Origin of the sequence: Streptomyces canus, assembly GCF_030816965.1 — a bacterium.
Taxonomy (GTDB): Bacteria; Actinomycetota; Actinomycetes; order Streptomycetales; family Streptomycetaceae; genus Streptomyces; species Streptomyces canus_E.
The window spans coordinates 2,173,352-2,190,418 of sequence record NZ_JAUSYQ010000002.1 but is presented as its reverse complement, the minus strand read 5'-3'; the positions used below and the strand labels follow the sequence as shown (position 1 = coordinate 2,190,418).

The 17,067-nt window shown below is 70.7% G+C and carries 19 protein-coding genes; 10 read left to right on the top strand and 9 right to left on the bottom strand.

Going from position 1 to position 17,067, the window contains the following annotated elements; genetic code table 11:
* Positions 1 to 52: 52 nt before the first annotated feature.
* Positions 53 to 937 carry an alpha/beta fold hydrolase gene (locus QF027_RS11050; RefSeq protein ID WP_307074229.1) on the bottom strand — a complete coding sequence of 295 codons (885 nt, stop codon included), beginning with the start codon at positions 935 to 937 and terminating at the stop codon, positions 53 to 55.
* Positions 938 to 1,026: 89 nt separating this feature from the next.
* On the opposite strand from QF027_RS11050, the gene QF027_RS11045 reads away from it, so the two are divergent.
* Both QF027_RS11045 and QF027_RS11040 read left to right on the top strand, forming a co-directional pair.
* Positions 1,027 to 1,926: a slipin family protein gene (locus QF027_RS11045; protein WP_306983645.1), complete on the top strand. Its 900-nt coding sequence runs from the start codon at positions 1,027 to 1,029 to the stop codon at positions 1,924 to 1,926.
* 233 nt (positions 1,927 to 2,159) lie between these two features.
* Entirely contained in the window at positions 2,160 to 3,242 is a 1,083-nt protein-coding gene (locus QF027_RS11040; RefSeq protein WP_307074227.1) for a S1 family peptidase, read from the top strand.
* 124 nt (positions 3,243 to 3,366) lie between these two features.
* On the opposite strand, the gene QF027_RS11035 is transcribed toward QF027_RS11040, so the two are convergent.
* Positions 3,367 to 3,603: a hypothetical protein gene (locus QF027_RS11035; RefSeq protein WP_307074225.1), complete on the bottom strand. Its 237-nt coding sequence runs from the start codon at positions 3,601 to 3,603 to the stop codon at positions 3,367 to 3,369.
* A gap of 181 nt (positions 3,604 to 3,784) precedes the next feature.
* On the opposite strand from QF027_RS11035, the gene QF027_RS11030 reads away from it, so the two are divergent.
* From QF027_RS11030 to QF027_RS11020, 3 genes are all read left to right on the top strand, one after another.
* On the top strand, positions 3,785 to 4,240 hold the full coding sequence (locus QF027_RS11030) for a hypothetical protein (protein ID WP_307074223.1): 456 nt from the start codon (positions 3,785 to 3,787) through the stop codon (positions 4,238 to 4,240).
* 95 nt (positions 4,241 to 4,335) lie between these two features.
* Complete coding sequence (locus QF027_RS11025) at positions 4,336 to 7,782, top strand: DNA polymerase III subunit alpha (RefSeq protein WP_307074221.1); 3,447 nt, start codon at positions 4,336 to 4,338, stop codon at positions 7,780 to 7,782.
* The gene (locus QF027_RS11020; protein ID WP_307074218.1) at positions 7,779 to 8,747 is read left to right on the top strand and encodes a DNA polymerase Y family protein; all 969 of its coding nucleotides are present in this window, start codon (positions 7,779 to 7,781) and stop codon (positions 8,745 to 8,747) included. Before QF027_RS11025 ends, QF027_RS11020 begins: the two co-directional genes overlap by 4 nt.
* Positions 8,748 to 8,750: 3 nt before the next feature.
* Here QF027_RS11020 and QF027_RS11015 read toward each other — a convergent pair whose 3' ends face one another.
* Positions 8,751 to 9,125, bottom strand: a complete 375-nt coding sequence (locus QF027_RS11015) for a cupin domain-containing protein (RefSeq protein ID WP_307074216.1) — start codon at positions 9,123 to 9,125, stop codon at positions 8,751 to 8,753.
* A gap of 97 nt (positions 9,126 to 9,222) precedes the next feature.
* On the opposite strand from QF027_RS11015, the gene QF027_RS11010 reads away from it, so the two are divergent.
* Together QF027_RS11010 and QF027_RS11005 are read left to right on the top strand one after the other, a co-directional pair.
* A complete protein-coding gene (locus QF027_RS11010) occupies positions 9,223 to 9,666 on the top strand; it encodes a MarR family winged helix-turn-helix transcriptional regulator (protein ID WP_306983659.1) in 444 nt (147 codons plus the stop codon).
* 171 nt (positions 9,667 to 9,837) lie between these two features.
* Positions 9,838 to 10,701, top strand: a complete 864-nt coding sequence (locus QF027_RS11005) for an esterase/lipase family protein (RefSeq protein WP_307074215.1) — start codon at positions 9,838 to 9,840, stop codon at positions 10,699 to 10,701.
* Between the two features lie 56 nt (positions 10,702 to 10,757).
* Here the strand turns inward: QF027_RS11005 and QF027_RS11000 are convergent, their stop codons facing one another.
* Positions 10,758 to 11,735 carry a lytic polysaccharide monooxygenase auxiliary activity family 9 protein gene (locus tag QF027_RS11000; RefSeq protein ID WP_307074213.1) on the bottom strand — a complete coding sequence of 326 codons (978 nt, stop codon included), beginning with the start codon at positions 11,733 to 11,735 and terminating at the stop codon, positions 10,758 to 10,760.
* 140 nt (positions 11,736 to 11,875) lie between these two features.
* Between QF027_RS11000 and QF027_RS10995 the strand changes: the two genes are divergently transcribed.
* Positions 11,876 to 12,325: a GNAT family N-acetyltransferase gene (locus tag QF027_RS10995; RefSeq protein WP_307074211.1), complete on the top strand. Its 450-nt coding sequence runs from the start codon at positions 11,876 to 11,878 to the stop codon at positions 12,323 to 12,325.
* Positions 12,326 to 12,346: 21 nt separating this feature from the next.
* Here the strand turns inward: QF027_RS10995 and QF027_RS10990 are convergent, their stop codons facing one another.
* On the bottom strand, positions 12,347 to 12,481 hold the full coding sequence (locus QF027_RS10990; RefSeq protein WP_020117828.1) for a hypothetical protein: 135 nt from the start codon (positions 12,479 to 12,481) through the stop codon (positions 12,347 to 12,349).
* Between the two features lie 140 nt (positions 12,482 to 12,621).
* On the opposite strand from QF027_RS10990, the gene QF027_RS10985 reads away from it, so the two are divergent.
* Positions 12,622 to 13,233, top strand: a complete 612-nt coding sequence (locus QF027_RS10985) for a class I SAM-dependent methyltransferase (RefSeq protein WP_307074209.1) — start codon at positions 12,622 to 12,624, stop codon at positions 13,231 to 13,233.
* Here the strand turns inward: QF027_RS10985 and QF027_RS10980 are convergent.
* Together QF027_RS10980 and QF027_RS10975 are read right to left on the bottom strand one after the other, a co-directional pair.
* On the bottom strand, positions 13,230 to 13,739 hold the full coding sequence (locus QF027_RS10980; protein WP_307074207.1) for a DUF402 domain-containing protein: 510 nt from the start codon (positions 13,737 to 13,739) through the stop codon (positions 13,230 to 13,232). The two genes, QF027_RS10985 and QF027_RS10980, sit on opposite strands and share 4 nt — an antisense overlap.
* A complete protein-coding gene (locus tag QF027_RS10975; protein WP_307074205.1) occupies positions 13,720 to 14,649 on the bottom strand; it encodes a GNAT family N-acetyltransferase in 930 nt (309 codons plus the stop codon). Before QF027_RS10975 ends, QF027_RS10980 begins: the two co-directional genes overlap by 20 nt.
* 71 nt (positions 14,650 to 14,720) lie before the next feature.
* On the opposite strand from QF027_RS10975, the gene QF027_RS10970 reads away from it, so the two are divergent.
* Positions 14,721 to 15,092, top strand: coding sequence for a GntR family transcriptional regulator (locus QF027_RS10970; protein ID WP_306983672.1), 372 nt, complete (start codon positions 14,721 to 14,723; stop codon positions 15,090 to 15,092).
* Here QF027_RS10970 and QF027_RS10965 read toward each other — a convergent pair.
* Positions 15,077 to 15,808, bottom strand: a complete 732-nt coding sequence (locus tag QF027_RS10965) for a DUF72 domain-containing protein (RefSeq protein WP_307074203.1) — start codon at positions 15,806 to 15,808, stop codon at positions 15,077 to 15,079. The two genes, QF027_RS10970 and QF027_RS10965, sit on opposite strands and share 16 nt — an antisense overlap.
* Before the next feature lie 15 nt (positions 15,809 to 15,823).
* The gene (locus tag QF027_RS10960) at positions 15,824 to 16,918 is read right to left on the bottom strand and encodes a DUF5925 domain-containing protein (protein ID WP_307074201.1); all 1,095 of its coding nucleotides are present in this window, start codon (positions 16,916 to 16,918) and stop codon (positions 15,824 to 15,826) included.
* Between the last annotated feature and the right edge of the window lie 149 nt (positions 16,919 to 17,067).

Here is a 17,067-nt window from a genome sequence, read left to right as displayed (position 1 = left end):
GCCGGCACCCGGTGGACCCCCGTACGTATCTGCGTACGGGGGTTCGCTGTGATCATGACGTGGTCTGTCGCGGTGGTGCGCAGAGCCAGTCCAGTACGGCCGGCAGGGCCTCCAGCGCTCCGAAATGGCCGGTGTCCTGCTGGAGGACCGGGCGGACGCGGGGGATGCGGTCCGCCAGCCACGTGAAGTGGCCGACCGGGGAGAACCTGTCCTGGGCGCCGTGCCACAGCAGCACGGGCCGGATGACGGCCGCCGGGTCGAAGCCCCAGTCGCTGAGCAGGGCGAGGTCGTCGTCGAGCCAGCCGTACGACGAACCGCGCAGCGCCTCCCGGTAGGCGCGCAGCAGCATCTCGCCGACCGCCGGGTCGGAGACGATCCGCCGGTCGGAGTCCGTGAGCCCGTCGCGCAGGGAGACGAGCAGCTGCGCGGGATCGCGGCGGATGTCGGCGGCGCGGGCGGCGAGGTGGCCGGCGAAGGCGAGCGGGTCGGTGAGCGCCCGGGTGAAGTCCTCGACGTGGGACTCGGCCATGCCGTCGAACCAGCTCAGGTCCCGCGCGTCCGGCGGTGCGGGTGACGCCAGCACCGCCGCCCGCCGTACCCGGGAGGGCAGCAGCGCGGCACAGGCAAGGGCGTGCGGGGCGCCGCCGGAGTGGCCGAGCACCGAGAAGCGGCCGAGCCCGAGGGCGCGGGCCAGCTCCGCGACGTCCAGGGCGGCGTCGGCCACGCGGCGTCCGGGCAGACGGTCCGAATCACCGTAGCCGGGGCGGTCGTAGGCGATGAACCGGATGTGCGGGTGCGCGGCGACGACCTCCCGGCGTACGACGCCGAAGCGGCAGCCCGGGGTGTCGTGCAGTAGTACCACCGGTGTGCCGTCCGGGTCGCCGTACTCCTCGACCGTCAGCCGGCGGCCGTCCTGTGTCCTGATGCCGTGGACCACCTGTGTCCTCCGTCTCCCCTTCGTGTACACAGCGGAGTTACCGTCGAAGTACACACCTTGAGCGCCTGGTTCGGACCCTGGGGGTCGCGATGGTCGAGGAGCTGGTGGCGGCGGGCGTGACGCTCGTGTCCGCCGGAGCGGTGTACGTGATGGCGGCCGCGCGGGTCGTCAAGCAGTACGAACGGGGCGTGGTCTTCCGCCTCGGAAAGCTCCGGCCGGAAGTGCGCGGGCCGGGGTTCACGATGATCGTTCCGGGCGTGGACAAGCTCCGGAAGGTCAACATGCAGATCGTGACCATGCCGGTGCCCGGGCAGGAGGGCATCACCCGGGACAACGTCACGGTGCGGGTGGACGCCGTCGTCTACTTCAAGGTGACCTCACCGGCCGAGGCGGTCGTCCGGGTCGAGGACTACCGGTTCGCGGTCGCGCAGATGGCCCAGACCTCGCTACGGTCGATCATCGGCAAGAGCGAGCTGGACGATCTGCTGTCCAACCGCGAAAAGCTCAACCAGGGGCTGGAGTTGATGATCGACAGCCCGGCGGTGGAGTGGGGGGTCACGATCGACCGGGTCGAGATCAAGGACGTCTCGCTGCCCGAGACCATGAAGCGGTCCATGGCCCGGCAGGCCGAGGCGGACCGGGAGCGGCGGGCACGGGTCATCAACGCGGACGCGGAGCTCCAGGCGTCGAAGAAGCTGGCCGAGGCGGCCAAGGAGATGTCCGAGCAGCCTGCCGCGCTGCAACTGCGGTTGCTGCAGACGGTGGTGGCGGTGGCGGCGGAGAAGAACTCGACGCTGGTGCTGCCGTTCCCCGTCGAGCTGCTGCGGTTTCTGGAGAGGGCGCAGCAGGGGGTTGCTGCGCCGACTCCGCAGCAACCGGTGCAGCAACCGGTGGAGCAACCGGTGGAGCAATCACTGCAGGAGCAACGTGCGTCTCTTGAATCCCGGCCGGATCCGGGCTCTGCAGGGGCGAATTCAGGACAGGACTAGACCTCACGGGCTGATGAGGTGTTACTCGCTCGTAGTGTTTGCAGCGCGAACGGCCTGGGGTGACCGTGGACTGTCAAAAATAACGTGGGTGCGCAACCGCGTTCTACGCGCGTCCGGAAGTCACCCTTGTGCGCTCCCTGCGGGGTTCGGAAGAGTAAGGGCTCGTCAACCAGCCTTCCGGCCCGTGAGGTCCCCACAATCTCCCGGGCCGACCCCCCACAGGAGGACGCGAGTTGAAGCATCGACGCATACCCAGGCGCCGGATCGTCGTGGCAGGTGCGGGCATCACCGCGCTGGTCGCCGCGGGAGTCACCTTGCAGACTGCGAACGCCAGCGAGACGCCCGCCTCGCCCGAAGTCAAGACCCTCTCGGCCGTCGCGGCCGGAAAGCTCGCCTCGACGCTCGGGGCGGAACTCGGCGCGGATGCGGCGGGGACGTTCTACGACGCGAAGACCAGGAGTCTCGTGGTGAACGTGCTCGACGAGAGCGCGGCGCGGACCGTCTCGGCGGCCGGGGCCTCGGCCAGAGTCGTCTCGAACTCCCTCGCCGAGCTGAAGAGCGCGCGAACGACGCTCGCCGACGACGCGGCCGTCCCGGGGACGGCCTGGGTGACCGACCCCACGACCAACAAGGTCGTCGTCACCGCCGACCGTACGGTCTCCGCCGCCGAGTGGGCCAAGCTCACGAAGGTGGTCGACGGGCTGGGCTCGGTGGCCGAACTCCAGCGCACCAAGGGGGAGTTCAAGCCCTTCATCGCGGGTGGTGACGCGATCAGCGGTTCCGGTGGGCGGTGCTCGCTGGGGTTCAACGTGGTCAAGGGCGGGGAGCCGTACTTCCTCACCGCCGGGCACTGCACCGAGGCGATCTCGACATGGTCGGACTCGAGCGGCAACCAGATCGGCACCAACTCGCTGTCCAGCTTCCCGGACAACGACTACGGGCTGGTGAAGTACACGGCGGAGGTCGATCACCCCAGCGAGGTGGACCTCTACAACGGGTCCGCGCAGGCGATCACGGGGGCCGCGGCCGCGACCGTCGGTCAGTCGGTGACGCGCAGCGGCTCCACGACTCAGGTGCACTCCGGCAAGGTCACAGGGCTGGACGCGACGGTGAACTACGGCAACGGCGACATCGTGAACGGGCTGATACAGACCGATGTGTGCGCGGAGCCGGGGGACAGCGGAGGGTCGCTGTTCTCGGGGAGCAGCGCGATCGGGCTGACGTCCGGTGGCAGTGGTGACTGCACCTCCGGCGGGGAGACGTTCTTCCAGCCGGTGACGGAGGCGTTGTCGGCGACCGGGGCGTCGATCGGCTGACGGTTCGGTGGTGCGTGAAGTCCCGTCCCCCGTGTGGGGGGCGGGACTTTCTTGCTGCCCGCCAACCAGCTGATCTGCCTCAACACCACGTGGCTTGTGGGCTGGTGATCGGCCGCCCGGCCCGCTACATCCACTGCACCGAGCTCAACGAAGCCGGCGAGTTCCGCGCCCGGTTGCCCCTGGGCGACCCGCGGATCGGCGTCCACCGCCCCGCGAACTCACCGAGCCCGGCCGCGCCGCCCTCTACGTCGAGCGGGACGGCGTGCTCGTCCGGGGCGGGGTGATCCGGACCGTCAAGTACACCTCCGCCGGCCAGCACCTGGAGCTCGGGGCGGCCGGTTTCCTGTCCTGCTTCGACCACCGCCGGGTCCTGCCCGCCGGCTTCGACCCGGCCTTGGTCACGTCCCCTTCACCGACCACGACCTCGTCGCCATCGCCCAGGCGCACCCCGGCGGCGACATCCGGGTCCGCCCCGAGTCCCCGGCCCGCTCCGGGATCACCCGCACCCTGGTCCACCCCGGCAGCGCCAATCAAGAGCACCGGTGAGGCGCTGCGCGAACCGGCCGGCCTGGCGGATGGTCCCGACTTCCTGTTCGACATGGCGCACGGCAGCGGCGGCCGTCCGGTGCGCAGACTTCGCGTCGGCACCCCGCGCCTCGGCCGGCAGGGCACCCCGCACGTGTGCCCTCGGAGAGCAGGGCGAGAACAAAAACCTCGTCGCGGTCGCCGAGGACCCCGCCATCGGACGCCCGCTCACCGAGACCGAGGTCTCCTACGTCCATCTCGCCGACGCGGACCTCGCCGCCGTCTCCGCCCCCGTCGTCCTGCCCGAGCTGATCGTGCGCGCCGACCTGGAACCCGGACTCGGCTGCACGCCCTGGAAACCGCACAGCGCACGACGGCCGCCGGCGCCCAGTCGACCGCCGCGGCCGAGCACCTCACCGAGGAATCCACCGAGACCGGCACATCCGGGGCCGAACAGCCGTTTCCGCAGGTGAGAGGCGATCTGATCGCCGTCGTACACATGTTCGGTTTTTGGTCTATGGTGGAGGTGAGGCGATAGGGAACTGATGTTCGACAGCGGGAGGTGCGGATGCCTGGCTTCACTCATCTGCACACCGTCTCCGGGTTCTCCCTGCGCTACGGCGCCTCGCACCCGGAGCGCCTCGCCGAGCGCGCCTCCGAGCGGGGGATGGACGCCCTCGCCCTCACCGACCGCGACACCCTCGCGGGTACGGTCCGGTTCGCCAAGGCCTGCACGAAGGTGGGGGTGCGGCCGTTGTTCGGGGTGGGGCTGGCCGTGGAGGAGGCCGAGCCCGTACGGCAGGAGCGGCGCCGTGCTCCCGTGCGCGGAGGTGCCTTCGTCGACGAATCGGCCCCCCGTGTCACTTTTCTCGCCCGGGACGGCGCCCGCGGCTGGGCCGACCTGTGCCGGCTCGTCACGGTGGCGCACTCGGACAAGGGGGAGCGGGGCACGCCGCTGCTGCCCCGGGCCGAGAACCGGGGGGATGGGCTGACCGTGCTGCTCGGGCCCGCCTCCGATGTCGGCCGGGCCCTCGCCGCCGGCCGTCCCGACCGGGCCGCCCGGCTGCTCGTTCCCTGGCGGGAGAACTACGGCGACGCCCTGCGGCTCGAAGCCGTCTGGCACGGGCGGAAGGGCACGGGACCGGGCTCCCTGCGGCTGGCCGCCCGTACGGTCGGCTTTGCCGCCGAGCAGCGGGTCCGCCCCGTGCTCAGCAATGCCGTACGGTACGCCGACGCCGGCCTGGGCCCGGTCGCCGACGTCCTGGACTCCGCCCGCCGCCTCGTCCCCGTCGACGCCGTCAAGGAACTGGACTCCGGCGAGGCCTGGCTCAAGGACGCGGGGGCCATGCTGGCGGCCGCCGAACGGATCGTCGAGGCCGCGGGCTTCCGGCGCGACACCGCCCACCGGCTGCTGGAGCAGACACAGGCCACGGCCGCCGAGTGCCTGGTCGACCCCGAGGACGACCTCGGGATCGGCACCGTCCACTTCCCCGAGCCGCACCTCGTCGGCGCGGGCCGCCGCACCGCCCAGCGGGCCCTGGCCTCGCGGGCGGCGGCCGGGATGGTGCTGAAGGGGTACGCGGGCAAGCCTGCGTACTGGGAGCGGATGCACGAGGAACTGGACATCATCGCTTACCACGGCTTCGCCTCCTACTTCCTGACGGTTGCTCAAGTCGTCGATGACGTACGGGACATGGGCATCCGGGTCGCCGCACGTGGCTCCGGCGCCGGTTCCCTGGTCAATCACCTTCTCGGGATCGCCCACGCCGATCCCGTCGAGCACGGGCTGCTGATGGAGCGGTTCCTGTCCACCCGGCGGCTCGTTCTGCCCGACATCGACATCGATGTGGAGTCCGCGCGCCGCCTCGAGGTCTACCGGGCGATCATCGGGCGGTTCGGGACCGAGCGGGTCGCCACCGTCGCGATGCCGGAGACGTACCGGGTGCGGCACGCGATCCGGGACGTGGGGGCGGCCCTGTCCATGGACCCCGCCGACATCGACCGCATCGCCAAGTCCTTCCCGCACATCCGTGCGCGGGACGCCCGCGCGGCCCTGGAAGAACTGCCCGAACTCAGGACGCTGGCCGGGGAGCTTCGGCGGGACGGGGCGCGGTACGGCCGGCTGTGGGAGCTGGTCGAGGCTCTCGACGCTCTTCCCCGGGGGATCGCCATGCATCCGTGCGGTGTGCTGCTCTCCGACGCGACCCTGCTGCGCCGTACGCCGGTCATGCCGACCAGCGGCGAGGGGTTTCCCATGTCGCAGTTCGACAAGGAGGACGTCGAGGATCTCGGGCTGCTCAAGCTCGATGTGCTGGGCGTGCGGATGCAGTCGGCGATGGCGCACGCGGTCGCGGAGGTGGAGCGGGCCACGGGGGAGCGGATCGACCTGGACGCCGTACCGCCGGGTGACCCGGCGACGTATCAACTCATCCGGTCCACCGAGACGTTGGGCTGCTTCCAGATCGAGTCGCCGGGCCAGCGGGACCTGGTCGGGCGGTTGCAGCCGGCCACCTTCCACGATCTCGTCGTCGACATCTCGCTCTTCCGGCCCGGTCCGGTCGCGGCCGACATGGTGCGGCCGTTCATCGAGGCACGGCACGGGCGGGCGCCCGTCCGGTATCCGCACCGGGATCTGGAGCGGCCGCTGAAGGGGACGTACGGGGTCGTCGTCTTCCACGAGCAGATCATCGACATCGTCGACATCATGACCGGGTGCGGGCGAGGCGAGGCGGACAGGGTGCGGCGCGGGCTGTCCGACCCGGAGTCGCAGGGGCGGATCCGGTTCTGGTTCGCGCAGCACGCGGCGGCGAACGGATACAGCGCGGAAACGATTCAGCGGACCTGGGAGATCGTCGAGGCCTTCGGGTCGTACGGCTTCTGCAAGGCGCACGCGGTCGCCTTCGCCGTACCGACGTACCAGTCGGCGTGGCTCAAGGCGCACCACCCGGCGGCCTTCTATGCCGGGCTGCTCACGCACGACCCCGGGATGTATCCGAAGCGGCTGCTGCTGGCGGACGCGCGGCGGCGCGGGGTGCCGATCCTGCCGTTGGACGTGAACGAGTCGGGGGTCGCCCATCGGATCGAACTGGTGTCTGAATCCTCTGCTGTGTGGGGACTTCGGCTGGCCCTCTCCGACGTGCACGGCATCAGCGAGGCCGAGGCGGCACGGATCGCTCAGGGGCAGCCGTACGCCTCACTGCTGGACTTCTGGGAGCGGGCGCGTCCGAGTCGTCCGGTGGCGCAACGGCTGGCGCAAGTAGGGGCGTTGGACGCCTTCGGCGCCAACCGGCGTGATCTGCAACTGCACCTGACCGAGCTGCACCGGGGGGCACGCGCGGGCCGTGGGGCCCAACTCCCTTTGTCCGGTGGGCGGAAGACGGCCTCGGTCGGGCTGCCGGATCTCTCCTCCGTGGAGAAGCTCAGCGCCGAGCTGGGGGTGCTGTCGATGGATGTCTCACGCAATCTGATGGACGACCACCGGGAGTTCCTGGAGGAGTTGGGCGTGGTCAGCGCACGACGGCTGCGGGAGGCGCGGCACGGTGAGGCCGTGCTGGTCGCGGGGGCCAAGGCGGCCACCCAGACACCGCCGATCCGGTCCGGCAAGCGGGTCATCTTCACCACCCTGGACGACGGCACCGGCCTGGTCGACCTGGCCTTCTTCGACGACTCGCACGACGCCTGCGCGCACACCGTCTTCCACTCCTGGCTGCTGCTGGTGCGCGGGGTGGTGCAGCGGCGCGGCCCGCGCAGTCTCAGCGTGGTGGGCGCGGCCGCCTGGAACCTCGCCGAACTGGTCGAACTGCGGGACGGGGAAGGGCTCGACGCGGTGGCGGCACGGCTGGCGGAACCGGTGCCGGAGCGGAGCGGCGACGCGAACGGCGATCCGACCGGCGGCAGGCGAATCCAAATGCCGACGGGATACGAACTGCATCCATGGGCCGATCTGCGACCGGCGGGTCAAGAGCCTTCACAGGTACGGAAGTTGTGGCACCAGAGCCCGGGGAGTGCGGGATGACCATCCTCTGCGTACGTTTCCAGCTGCCGCCGACGCGGGAGGCGGCCCTGCCCGAACTGCTCGGCCTCCTCGAGGAGTTCACGCCGGTCGTCGAAGCGCTGCCGCCGGACCGGGCACTGGCGGATCTGCGGGGCGCCGAACGGTACTTCAAGCGGGACGCCGTCGAACTGGCCTCGGTGATCCGGGTCCGCGCCCTCGCCCTGCACGGCGTCGACTGCGCGATCGGAGCCGGGCCCGGACCGATGCTGGCCCGCATGGCGCTGAAGGACGCCCGGCCCGGGGTGACCTGTGCGGTCCCCGGGGACGCGGTGGTGGATTTCCTCGCCGGCCGGCCCGTCGCCGCGCTCCCCGGCGTCGGCGGCGCGACCGCCCGCGTCCTGTGCGAGTACGGCCTCGACACCCTAGGCCGGGTCGCCGCCGCACCCCTGTCCACGCTCCAGCGCCTGGTCGGCGCCAAGGCCGGCCGCGAACTGCACGAGAAGGCGAACGGCGTGGACCGCGGCCGGGTGGTCCCGAACGGCGTCTCCCGCTCTTTGGCTACCGAACGCCCCTTCACCCGCGACGAGTTGGACCCCGATCGGCACCGCCGCGCGCTGCTCTCCGCCGCCGAGGAACTGGGCGCCCGGCTGCGCGCCCTCGACAAGGTCTGCCGCACCCTGACGCTCACCGTGCGCTACGCCGACCGCACCGCGACCACCCGCAGCCGCACCCTCGGTGAACCCACCGCCCACTCGGTGGCCCTGACCAGGGCGGCGTACGACATGTACGAGGCCCTCGGTCTCCAGCGTGCCCGAGTCCGCTCCATCTCCCTGCGCGCCGAGGGCCTCGACCCCGCCGACCAGGCCTCCCACCAGCTCACCTTCGACCCCACCGACGACAAGCTCCGCCGTATCGAGGAGGCCGCGGACCGCGCCCGGGCCCGGTTCGGACCGCTCGCGGTGCTGCCGGGGGCGCTGGCGGCGTAGAGGTCAGTTGGCCCACGGCGGAGTGATATGGGTGCCGTCGGCCAGTTCCGCCTCCAGGCCGATGGAGGTGGTGACCCAGGTGAGGGCGGTGTGATCGGTGGGGTTCTCGACGGCGAAGGTCACGCCGGGGTTGACGATCACCGTGTCGCCCGCGGTGATCCGATGGGCGGCGTCGTCGAGAGTGATCAGAAGTTCGCCGATGAGCAGGTGGAAGATCTCCTCGCGGTTGACGGTGTGAGCCGGCGCCTTCGTCCCCGCGGGGATCTCGCCGCGCCAGGCGCACAGCTCCTTGGCGCCGCTGAGGGGAGTGGCGTACGAGACGAAGCGGGCGCCGTGGATCTCGTGGGTGACGGCATCGGACGAGCGGACTACGGGCATGCGGGACCTCCGGGTCCGTGGATGGTCAAGCAGGTTGACTATATGCCTCCATGGTCAAGCTGCTTGACCAATTCGTCAAGGGTGTTTCAATGCCTGAGTGCAGAACTCTGAAGCCCTCGCCCTGGCCGCCGCCCTGCTCGCCGCCGCCGGTGACCTGACCCAGCGCATCAACGACGGGGTCGTGGCCCGGGGGTTCGAGGGGCGGCCCGCCTGGGGCTTCGCGTTCGCGCGGCTCGCGCCGGACGGGGCCACCGTCACGGAGCTGGCCGGTCATCTCGGCGTGACCAAGCAGGCCGCGAGCCAGCTGGTCGACGAGATCGTGCGCAAGGGGTACGCCGAGCGGCGGCCGCATCCCGGGGATGCGCGGGCCCGGCTGGTCGTGCTGACCGAGCGGGGATGGGCCTGCACGCGGGCGGCGGAGGAGGCCGCCGCGGAGGCCGTGCGGTCATGGATCGACGTACTCGGTGAGAGTGATGTGCGCGCGTTGTGCGACCGATTGGGGCGCATCGCTCCCCATGGCCCCATCAGGCCCACCTGGTGACGGTTCATCAGTGGATGCATGCGGCGCGGTTAACACTGCAAGTTTTTACTGACGCGTAACTTCACAAGTGCACTACTCGTCCGTAACTTTCGAATTGAACAGCATCCTCGTGATCCGGGTCACAGGGCGTAAGGCCATCGCAACTCCCTTGAGCCGCAAGGAGATCACACGATGCTGCCCTGGAAACGAGCCCTCAGACCCCTGACCGCCCTGCTCCTGACCGCCGCGGTCGCCCTCGTCCCCGCCGCCGGAGTCGCCCAGGCGGCCGCCGCCCCCAGCAGAGGTTGGAACGACTACACCTGCAAGCCCTCCGCCGGGCACCCCCGCCCCGTCGTCCTCGTCCACGGCACCTTCGCCAACTCCGTGGACAACTGGCTGGCCCTCGCCCCCTACCTGGAGAACCGCGACTACTGCGTCTTCTCCTTCGACTACGGCCAACTGTCCGGTGTTCCCCTCTTCCACGGCCTCGGTCCCATCGACAAGTCGGCGGAGCAGCTGAAGACCTTCGTCGACAAGGTGCTCGCCGCCACCGGCGCCCCCAAGACCGACCTCGTCGGTCACTCGCAGGGCGGCCTGATGCCCCGCTACTACCTCAAGTTCCTCGGCGGAGCCGCCAAGGTAAACGCCCTCGTCGGCATCGCACCCGACAACCACGGCACCACCCTGTCGGGCCTGACCAGCCTGCTGCCGTACTTCCCGGGCATCCAGGACCTGCTCACCACCCACACCCCGGCCCTCGCCGACCAGGTCGTCGGCTCCCCCTTCCTCACCAAACTCAACGAAGGCGGCGACACCGTCCCCGGCGTCACGTACACCGTCCTCGCCACCAAGTACGACGAGGTCGTCACGCCGTACCGGAGCCAGTTCCTCAGCGGATCCGGCGTCCACAACATCCTGCTGCAGGATCTGTGTGCGCTCGATCTCTCCGAGCACGTGGCCATCGGGCTGTTCGACCGGATTGCCTTCCACGAGGTGGCCAACGCCCTCGACCCCGCCCACGCCACCCCCACCACCTGCGCGTCGGCCTTCAGTTGACCGACGCCGGGGCCTGTCCGGCCTGAGCCGCCGGTCAGGCCCCGGAGATCGTTCGGTCAACGGCCCTGCCGTCCACCGCCGTTCACCGCGCGCCGCCGCACCGAACCGAACAGGACCGCCGCGCCGGCCGCGAGCGTGGCAGCACCGCCCATCGCGAGATGCGACGTGCCGCTGTCCCCACCCGTCTCGGCGAGGTTCTGTGAAGTGCCCGCCGCCTTCACGTCGTTGGCCGGAACGCTCGCCGTCCCGGCCACCGGCTCTGCCGACGTACTGGCGTCGTCGTCACCGTGCCCGTCGTGCTCCACCATCGACTTGCCGGTGCCGTCCTCGATCTGCTCCTCGGAGGGAGCGGAGGCGCTCGGGACCGGGGTCGGACTGCTCGCCGTGCCACCCAAGTCGCTGCCGAACGTCACGTCCGAGCAGGAGTAGAACGCCTCCGGGCTGTCCGAGCGCTGCCAGACCGCATACAGAAGCTGCTTCCCGGAGCGCTCCGGGAGCGTGCCGGAGAACGTGTAGAAGCCGCCCGAGGCGACCGGGTCGGTGGCCGTCGCGACCGGGTTCGACAGGTCGAGGTCGTCCCAGCCCAGCGGCTGCGCCGGGTCGTAGCCCGGCTTGGTGAGGTACACCCTGAAGGTGCCCTTGTGCGGAGCGGTCACGCGGTACTTGAAGGTGTACGACCCCCTGCTCACGCTCGTCGCCGGCCAGTCGGCGCGGGCCAGGTCGAGCCCCTTGAACTCGTCGTTGTTCGCGCTGCACAGCCGGCCGTCCGGGATCAGTTCCTGGTGCCGTCCGTTCGCGTCGCCGATGCGGACGCCGTTCCAGTCGTAGAGCGCCTGCGTGCCGCCCGCCGCGACCGCCGCCCTGCACACGTCCGACTTCGGGCTCTCGGGGCCCTCCGCGTAGCACTGCGAGACCCGGCTGACCGGGTCGCCCATCGAGCCGTGCGCGGACGCGGACCCGGCGGCCAGTGCGGTCAGGGCGAGCGGGGTCAGGCCGACGGCGACGACGGCTGCGGCCTTGCGGCGTGCGGGCATGGGGGATCTCCTCGGAACCGGTACTGATGGGTGCCGGATCAAAGAAACCGTGAAATCCCCTGCCTGTGACGGGCGGTGGCGATCTTTATGGTCCTCTTAAGGGAGTGCTGAGGTGGAGATCAGACAGCTACCGTGCGCGCATGACGAACGACGAGATCCGACCCGCCGAGGCGGCCGACGTGCCGACTGTGAAGGCCCTGACCGACGCGGCGTACGAGCACTACATCGAGCGCATCGGACGCGTACCGCAGCCCATGGAGCGGGATCACGCGGCGAACGTGGCCGCGGGGCAGGTGTTCGTCACCGGTGACCCGGTGGTCGGACTCGTCGTGGTCGAGGAGCACTCCGACCACCTCTACCTCGACAACATCGCCGTCCGCCCCGACGCCCAGGGACAGGGCGTGGGAGGACGGCTGCTGCGGTTCGTCGAGGCACACGCGCGTGCGCTGGGGCTGCCCGAGGTCAGGCTCTACACGAACGCGATGATGTGGGAGAACCAGGAGATCTATCCGAAGTTCGGTTATGAGGTCGTGGAACGGCGAGTGGACGGGCCCTACGACCGCGTCCACTACCGCAAGCGACTGGTCTGATACGGGGCGAGCCTGCCGCCGTCAGCCGTCGGGCCACCAGGTCCGCGCGATGTCCTTGCGGACCTCGGGTCGTCCCGCGGGGCGCTCGTCGGCCTCCTCGGGGAGTCGCCGGGCATCCGTCCTCTTCAGGGGCTTCTGCACGGTGGTACGGCGCATGGCTGCCTCCTTCAGTGCCTACCGAGTTCCGCGTTCTCACGGAGGTAGACCCTTTTGGGGAGAGTTCCTCATCGGTTACCGGTCTGTCAGTGGCGGCTGTCACGATTCGAGTGTCAGTGGCGGGTGTCACTCTTGGGCGCATGACGAAGAACAGTGACGGCAGGGGTGCCGCGGCGCACGTGGACTGGGACGCCGAAGCAGGGTCCTTCGACGAGGAGGCGGATCACGGGTTGCGGGACCCCGGGGTAAGGGGCGCCTGGGCCGAGCGCATGCGGGGATGGCTGCCGGGAAGGGCGTCCGACGTCCTCGATCTCGGGTGCGGGACCGGGAGCCTGTCACTCCTCGCGGCCGAGCAGGGGCATCGGGTGACCGGGGTGGATCTTTCGCCGGCCATGGTGGAGCTGGCGCGCGCCAAGCTCGCCGGGCGTGACGCGGTGTTCCTGGTCGGTGACGCCGCGCATCCTCCGGTGGGAGAGCAGCGGTTCGATGTGGTCCTTGGCCGACATGTGCTGTGGGCGTTGCCGGATCCTGGGCGGGTGCTGCGGCGGTGGTGGGGGTTGTTGCGGCCGGGTGGGCGGTTGGTGCTGGTGGAGGGGGTGTGGGCGGCGGGCGGGATATCGGCCGAGGTGGTGAGCGGGCTGGTGGAGCCGCTCGGTGGGCGCGTGCGCGTGGAGCGGCTGTCGGAGGACTCCCTGTTGTGGGGGAAGGACGTGGATGACGAGCGGTACGCGGTGGTGGTGAGGGGCGACTAGGAGATCGGGGGCCAGTGTGGTGCGTCGGTCGACAGGTGGGCCAACGCCTCCAGCTCGTCCAGGGCCGTCGCGGCCGCTGACGCCGCCTCCGGGTCCCTCTCCGCCAGGCCGCTCTCCGCGAACTCGTCCTCGTCCAGACGCAGCACGTCCGTGCCGTCGGCCGAGACCCACAGGTCCAGGTCCAGGTCCTCCACGACCAACTCGGCGCCGTTCCGTGACGCCGGGCGGGTGATGTCGCAGTACCAACCCTTCAGGGTGCCGTCCGAGGAGCGGACCTCCTTGACGGCGTACCAGCGGTCCCGCCAGTAGTGCTCGGTGAAGACGTCGCCGGGCTCGAAGCGGACGAAGCCGAAGTCGCGGAAGCCCTCGCCCGCCCAGGGGGCCCGGACGGTGATGCGGGTGCCGTCGTCGGTGAGGAGCTCGGCCTCGTAACGGATCTTCGTGCGGCCCGCCTTGAGCAGGACGACGTCCACACGCTGCTGGGGCTCAGGGGAGTTCGCGGACATGACGTACCTCCGTGGCGCAGATCTCGTATCCGAACCACTTGTTGATCGCGAGCATGGGTTCGTTGCCGGCGTCGTTGCCGGTGAGGGCCTCCGTGTATCCCGCGGCGCGGGCGCGGTGCAGGGAGGTGTTCTTGGCGAGCTTGGCGAGGCCCCGGCCGCGGAAGGCGCGGGCGGTTCCCGTCATGGCGGTGGAATAGCGGCGGGCGCCGTCGGTGTGGGCGGCGCTGAAGGCGGCGGGGCGGCCGTCGACCAGGGCGATCGTGGTCAGGGCACGGTCGAGGAGCGGGTGTTTCCAGTTCTCCTCGATCCACGCGTCGTAGTCCGCGAACTCGGTGCCCACGTCGCTCGGTTCGTCTCCCGCCGTCTCCGCGTCCAGCTCGAAGAAGGGGCGCGGGTCGTCCGCGAAGTCGGCGGCGGTGCGCAGTTCGACGCCCGGGGGAGGGGTCTGCAGCGGGGGCAGCGTGCCGTTCGTGAGGTCCAGGCGCAGGAAGTGCGCGGAGCGGCTGGCCCGGTAGCCGTGCCGCTCGGCGAACGTGCGGTTCTGCGGCTCGTCCAGCACCCAGGAGTACAGCATGGTCGCGCCGTGTGCCGCCAGATGCTCCTCGGCGATGCGGACGAGGAGGGCGCCTGCGCCGCGCCGGGTGCGGTCCGGGCGTACGTAGATGTTGAGGTAGCCGTGGCCCGGCTCGGGGCTGTCGTGGGCGAGGCCGAGCTGGGCCGTGCCGATCACCTCGCCGTCCTCCTCCGCGACGAGGGAGCGGTAGTGGGCGTCAGGGTGGGTGTGGATCGTACGGTGAATGACGCCGGCCGGGGTCCACAGCACGTGGGGAAGGGCCAAATGGCGGGCGTGCGTGAAGTTCTCTACGTCGGCCGGGTCCTGGGGGCGCAGATCGCGCACGATCACGGTCATGAAGGCGCACGTTACGTGGGGGCGTCGCACGAGTGCCTCTCATTTTCCGGTGGGTGCGGGACAATCGGCTCGTGACCTTGAAGATCCACATCGACGACAGTGCGCCGCCGTACGAGCAGGTGCGGGTGCAGATCTCCGAACAGGCGCGGGCGGGGGTGCTGCCGGTGGGGTACCGGCTGCCGACCGTGCGCGGGCTCGCCGAGTCGCTCGGGCTCGCCGCGAACACCGTCGCCAAGGCGTATCGGGCGCTGGAGAGCGACGGGGTGATCGAGACGCGGGGGCGCAACGGCACGTTCGTGGCCGCCGCCGGCTCCGCAGCCGAACGGGAGCTGGCGTCGGCCGCCCAGGGGTATGTCGAGCGGGCCAGGCGACTCGGGCTCACGGAGAACGACGCGTTGGCGGCCGTACGGGATGCGCTGCGGGCGGCTTACGGGGAGGACTGAGCCAGCGAGGCGAACAGCTGCGCGTTCCGTACGGCGGCTCCGTTCGGGTCGTTGTTGAAGTACGCGTACACGTCCTCGTTCCCGGCCCAGGTCTTCTCGATGCGCTCGGCCCAGGTCTCCAGGGACCGTCTGCCGTAGTGCGGCCACGCCTGTGCCCGGCCCTCGTGGAAACGGACGTAGCCCCAGTCGGCGGTGCGCCAGAGCGGGGTCACCGGGCGGGCACGGACGTCGGCCCAGCACAGGGCCGCGCCGCGGGACTCCAGGACCTTTCGGGTCTCCGGTGTCCACCAGGATTCGTGGCGGGGTTCCACCGCGACCCGGGCCGACGACGGGAAACAGGCCAGGCAGGCGTCCAGCAGCTGCGGGTCGGCCCGCAGGGTCGGGGGCAGTTGGAGAAGCACCGGGCCCAGACGCGCGCCCAGCCCCTCCGCGTGGCTCATCAGGCGGTGCACCGGCTCCTGCGGGTCCTTCAGCCGCTTGATGTGGGTCAGGTACCGGCTCGCCTTCACCGCCACCACGAAGTCCCCCGGCACCCGCTCCCGCCACGCCTCGAAGGTCTCCCGGGTCGGCAGCCGGTAGAACGCGTTGTTGATCTCGACCGTCGGGAAGTGCTGCGTGTACTGCTCCAGCCAGAGCCGCACGGGGACGCCGTCGGGGTAGAGGACGCCCCGCCAGTCCTTGTACTGCCACCCCGACGTACCGACGAACAGGGTCATGCATCCATCAAAGCACTACAGGTACAGCCCCGCGTCCGCCCCCGGCCGCGGCTCCGGCACCGCCGTCGGTGACGTCCCCCGGCGCAGTGCGTACAGCTCCGCCAGGGTCGCTCCCTCACGGCCCACGCCGTCCTCGGTGCCGAGCCAGCTCACCGCCTCCCGGCGGGTCAGCGGGCCCACCTCGATGCGGGCCAGACAGCGGCCGGGGCGGACCACGGCGGGGTGCAGGCGCTCCAGGTCCTCGTTGGTCGTGACGCCCACCAGGACGTTGCGGCCCTGGCCCAGCAGGCCGTCGGTGAGATTCAGCAGACGCGACAGGGCCTGGCCCGCCGTGTGCTTCGCCTCCCCGCGGATCAGCTCGTCGCAGTCCTCCAGAAGCAGGAGCCGCCAGCGGCCCTTGCCCGTCGAGTCCTCCTCGCCGATCGCGATGTCCATCAGATAGCCGACGTCGCTGAACAGCCGCTCCGGGTCCAGGACGCAGTCCACCTGGCACCAGTCCCGCCAGGAGCGGGCCAGCGTACGCAGGGCGGAGGTCTTGCCGGTGCCGGGCGGGCCGTGGAGCAGGAGCAGACGGCCCGCGATGTCCTCCGGGGTCGTCTTCATCAGGCTGTCCATCGCGTCCGCGACCGGTGCCGTGTAGTTGTCCCGGACCTCGTCCCAGGTGCCCGCGGAGATCTGGCGGGTCGTGCGGTGCGGGCCGCGCCTGGGGGAGACGTACCAGAAGCCCATCGTCACGTTCTCCGGCTGGGGCTCGGGCTCGTCCGTCGCGCCGTCGGTGGCCTGGTCGAGGATCTTCTTGGCCAGCTCGGGGTCGGTGGCCGTGACGGTGACGTCGGCGCCGCGGTTCCAGCGGGAGATCAGCAGGGTCCAGCCGTCCCCCTCGGCGAGCGTCGCGCTGCGGTCGTCGTCGCGGGCGACGCGCAGCACCCGGGCGTCCGCCGGCAGGAGCGTGGCCCCGGTACGGACCCGGTCGATGTTGGCCGCGTGGGAGTACGGCTGCTCGCCCGTCGCGAAGCGGCCGAGGAACAGCGCGTCGACGACGTCGGACGGTGAGTCGCTGTCGTCGACGTTGAGCCGGATCGGCAGAGCGTCGTGTGGGTTGGCAGACATGCCGCCCATGATCCGGCACGGGACCCCCACACGCACCCGGTTTCCGTTCGCCGGTTGTGTCGCGGCTGTCCCGTGTTTCCGGTCTGTCCTCAACCTCCTGTTACGGAGCTGTGCATCTCCGACATCTGCCCGCACAGGTGTGTTCGCGG

Excerpts from the sequence above, each read along its gene's own strand:
- QF027_RS11045 (WP_306983645.1), top strand. The coding sequence starts at position 1,027 with ATGGTCGAGGAGCTGGTGGCGGCGGGCGTGACGCTCGTGTCCGCCGGA.
- QF027_RS11025 (WP_307074221.1), top strand. The coding sequence starts at position 4,336 with ATGCCTGGCTTCACTCATCTGCACACCGTCTCCGGGTTCTCCCTGCGC.
- QF027_RS11020 (WP_307074218.1), top strand. The coding sequence starts at position 7,779 with ATGACCATCCTCTGCGTACGTTTCCAGCTGCCGCCGACGCGGGAGGCG.
- QF027_RS11015 (WP_307074216.1), bottom strand. The coding sequence starts at position 9,125 with ATGCCCGTAGTCCGCTCGTCCGATGCCGTCACCCACGAGATCCACGGC.
- QF027_RS11005 (WP_307074215.1), top strand. The coding sequence starts at position 9,838 with ATGCTGCCCTGGAAACGAGCCCTCAGACCCCTGACCGCCCTGCTCCTG.
- QF027_RS11000 (WP_307074213.1), bottom strand. The coding sequence starts at position 11,735 with ATGCCCGCACGCCGCAAGGCCGCAGCCGTCGTCGCCGTCGGCCTGACC.
- QF027_RS10995 (WP_307074211.1), top strand. The coding sequence starts at position 11,876 with ATGACGAACGACGAGATCCGACCCGCCGAGGCGGCCGACGTGCCGACT.
- QF027_RS10990 (WP_020117828.1), bottom strand. The coding sequence starts at position 12,481 with ATGCGCCGTACCACCGTGCAGAAGCCCCTGAAGAGGACGGATGCCCGG.
- QF027_RS10985 (WP_307074209.1), top strand. The coding sequence starts at position 12,622 with ATGACGAAGAACAGTGACGGCAGGGGTGCCGCGGCGCACGTGGACTGG.
- QF027_RS10980 (WP_307074207.1), bottom strand. The coding sequence starts at position 13,739 with ATGTCCGCGAACTCCCCTGAGCCCCAGCAGCGTGTGGACGTCGTCCTG.
- QF027_RS10975 (WP_307074205.1), bottom strand. The coding sequence starts at position 14,649 with ATGACCGTGATCGTGCGCGATCTGCGCCCCCAGGACCCGGCCGACGTA.
- QF027_RS10965 (WP_307074203.1), bottom strand. The coding sequence starts at position 15,808 with ATGACCCTGTTCGTCGGTACGTCGGGGTGGCAGTACAAGGACTGGCGG.
- QF027_RS10960 (WP_307074201.1), bottom strand. The coding sequence starts at position 16,918 with ATGTCTGCCAACCCACACGACGCTCTGCCGATCCGGCTCAACGTCGAC.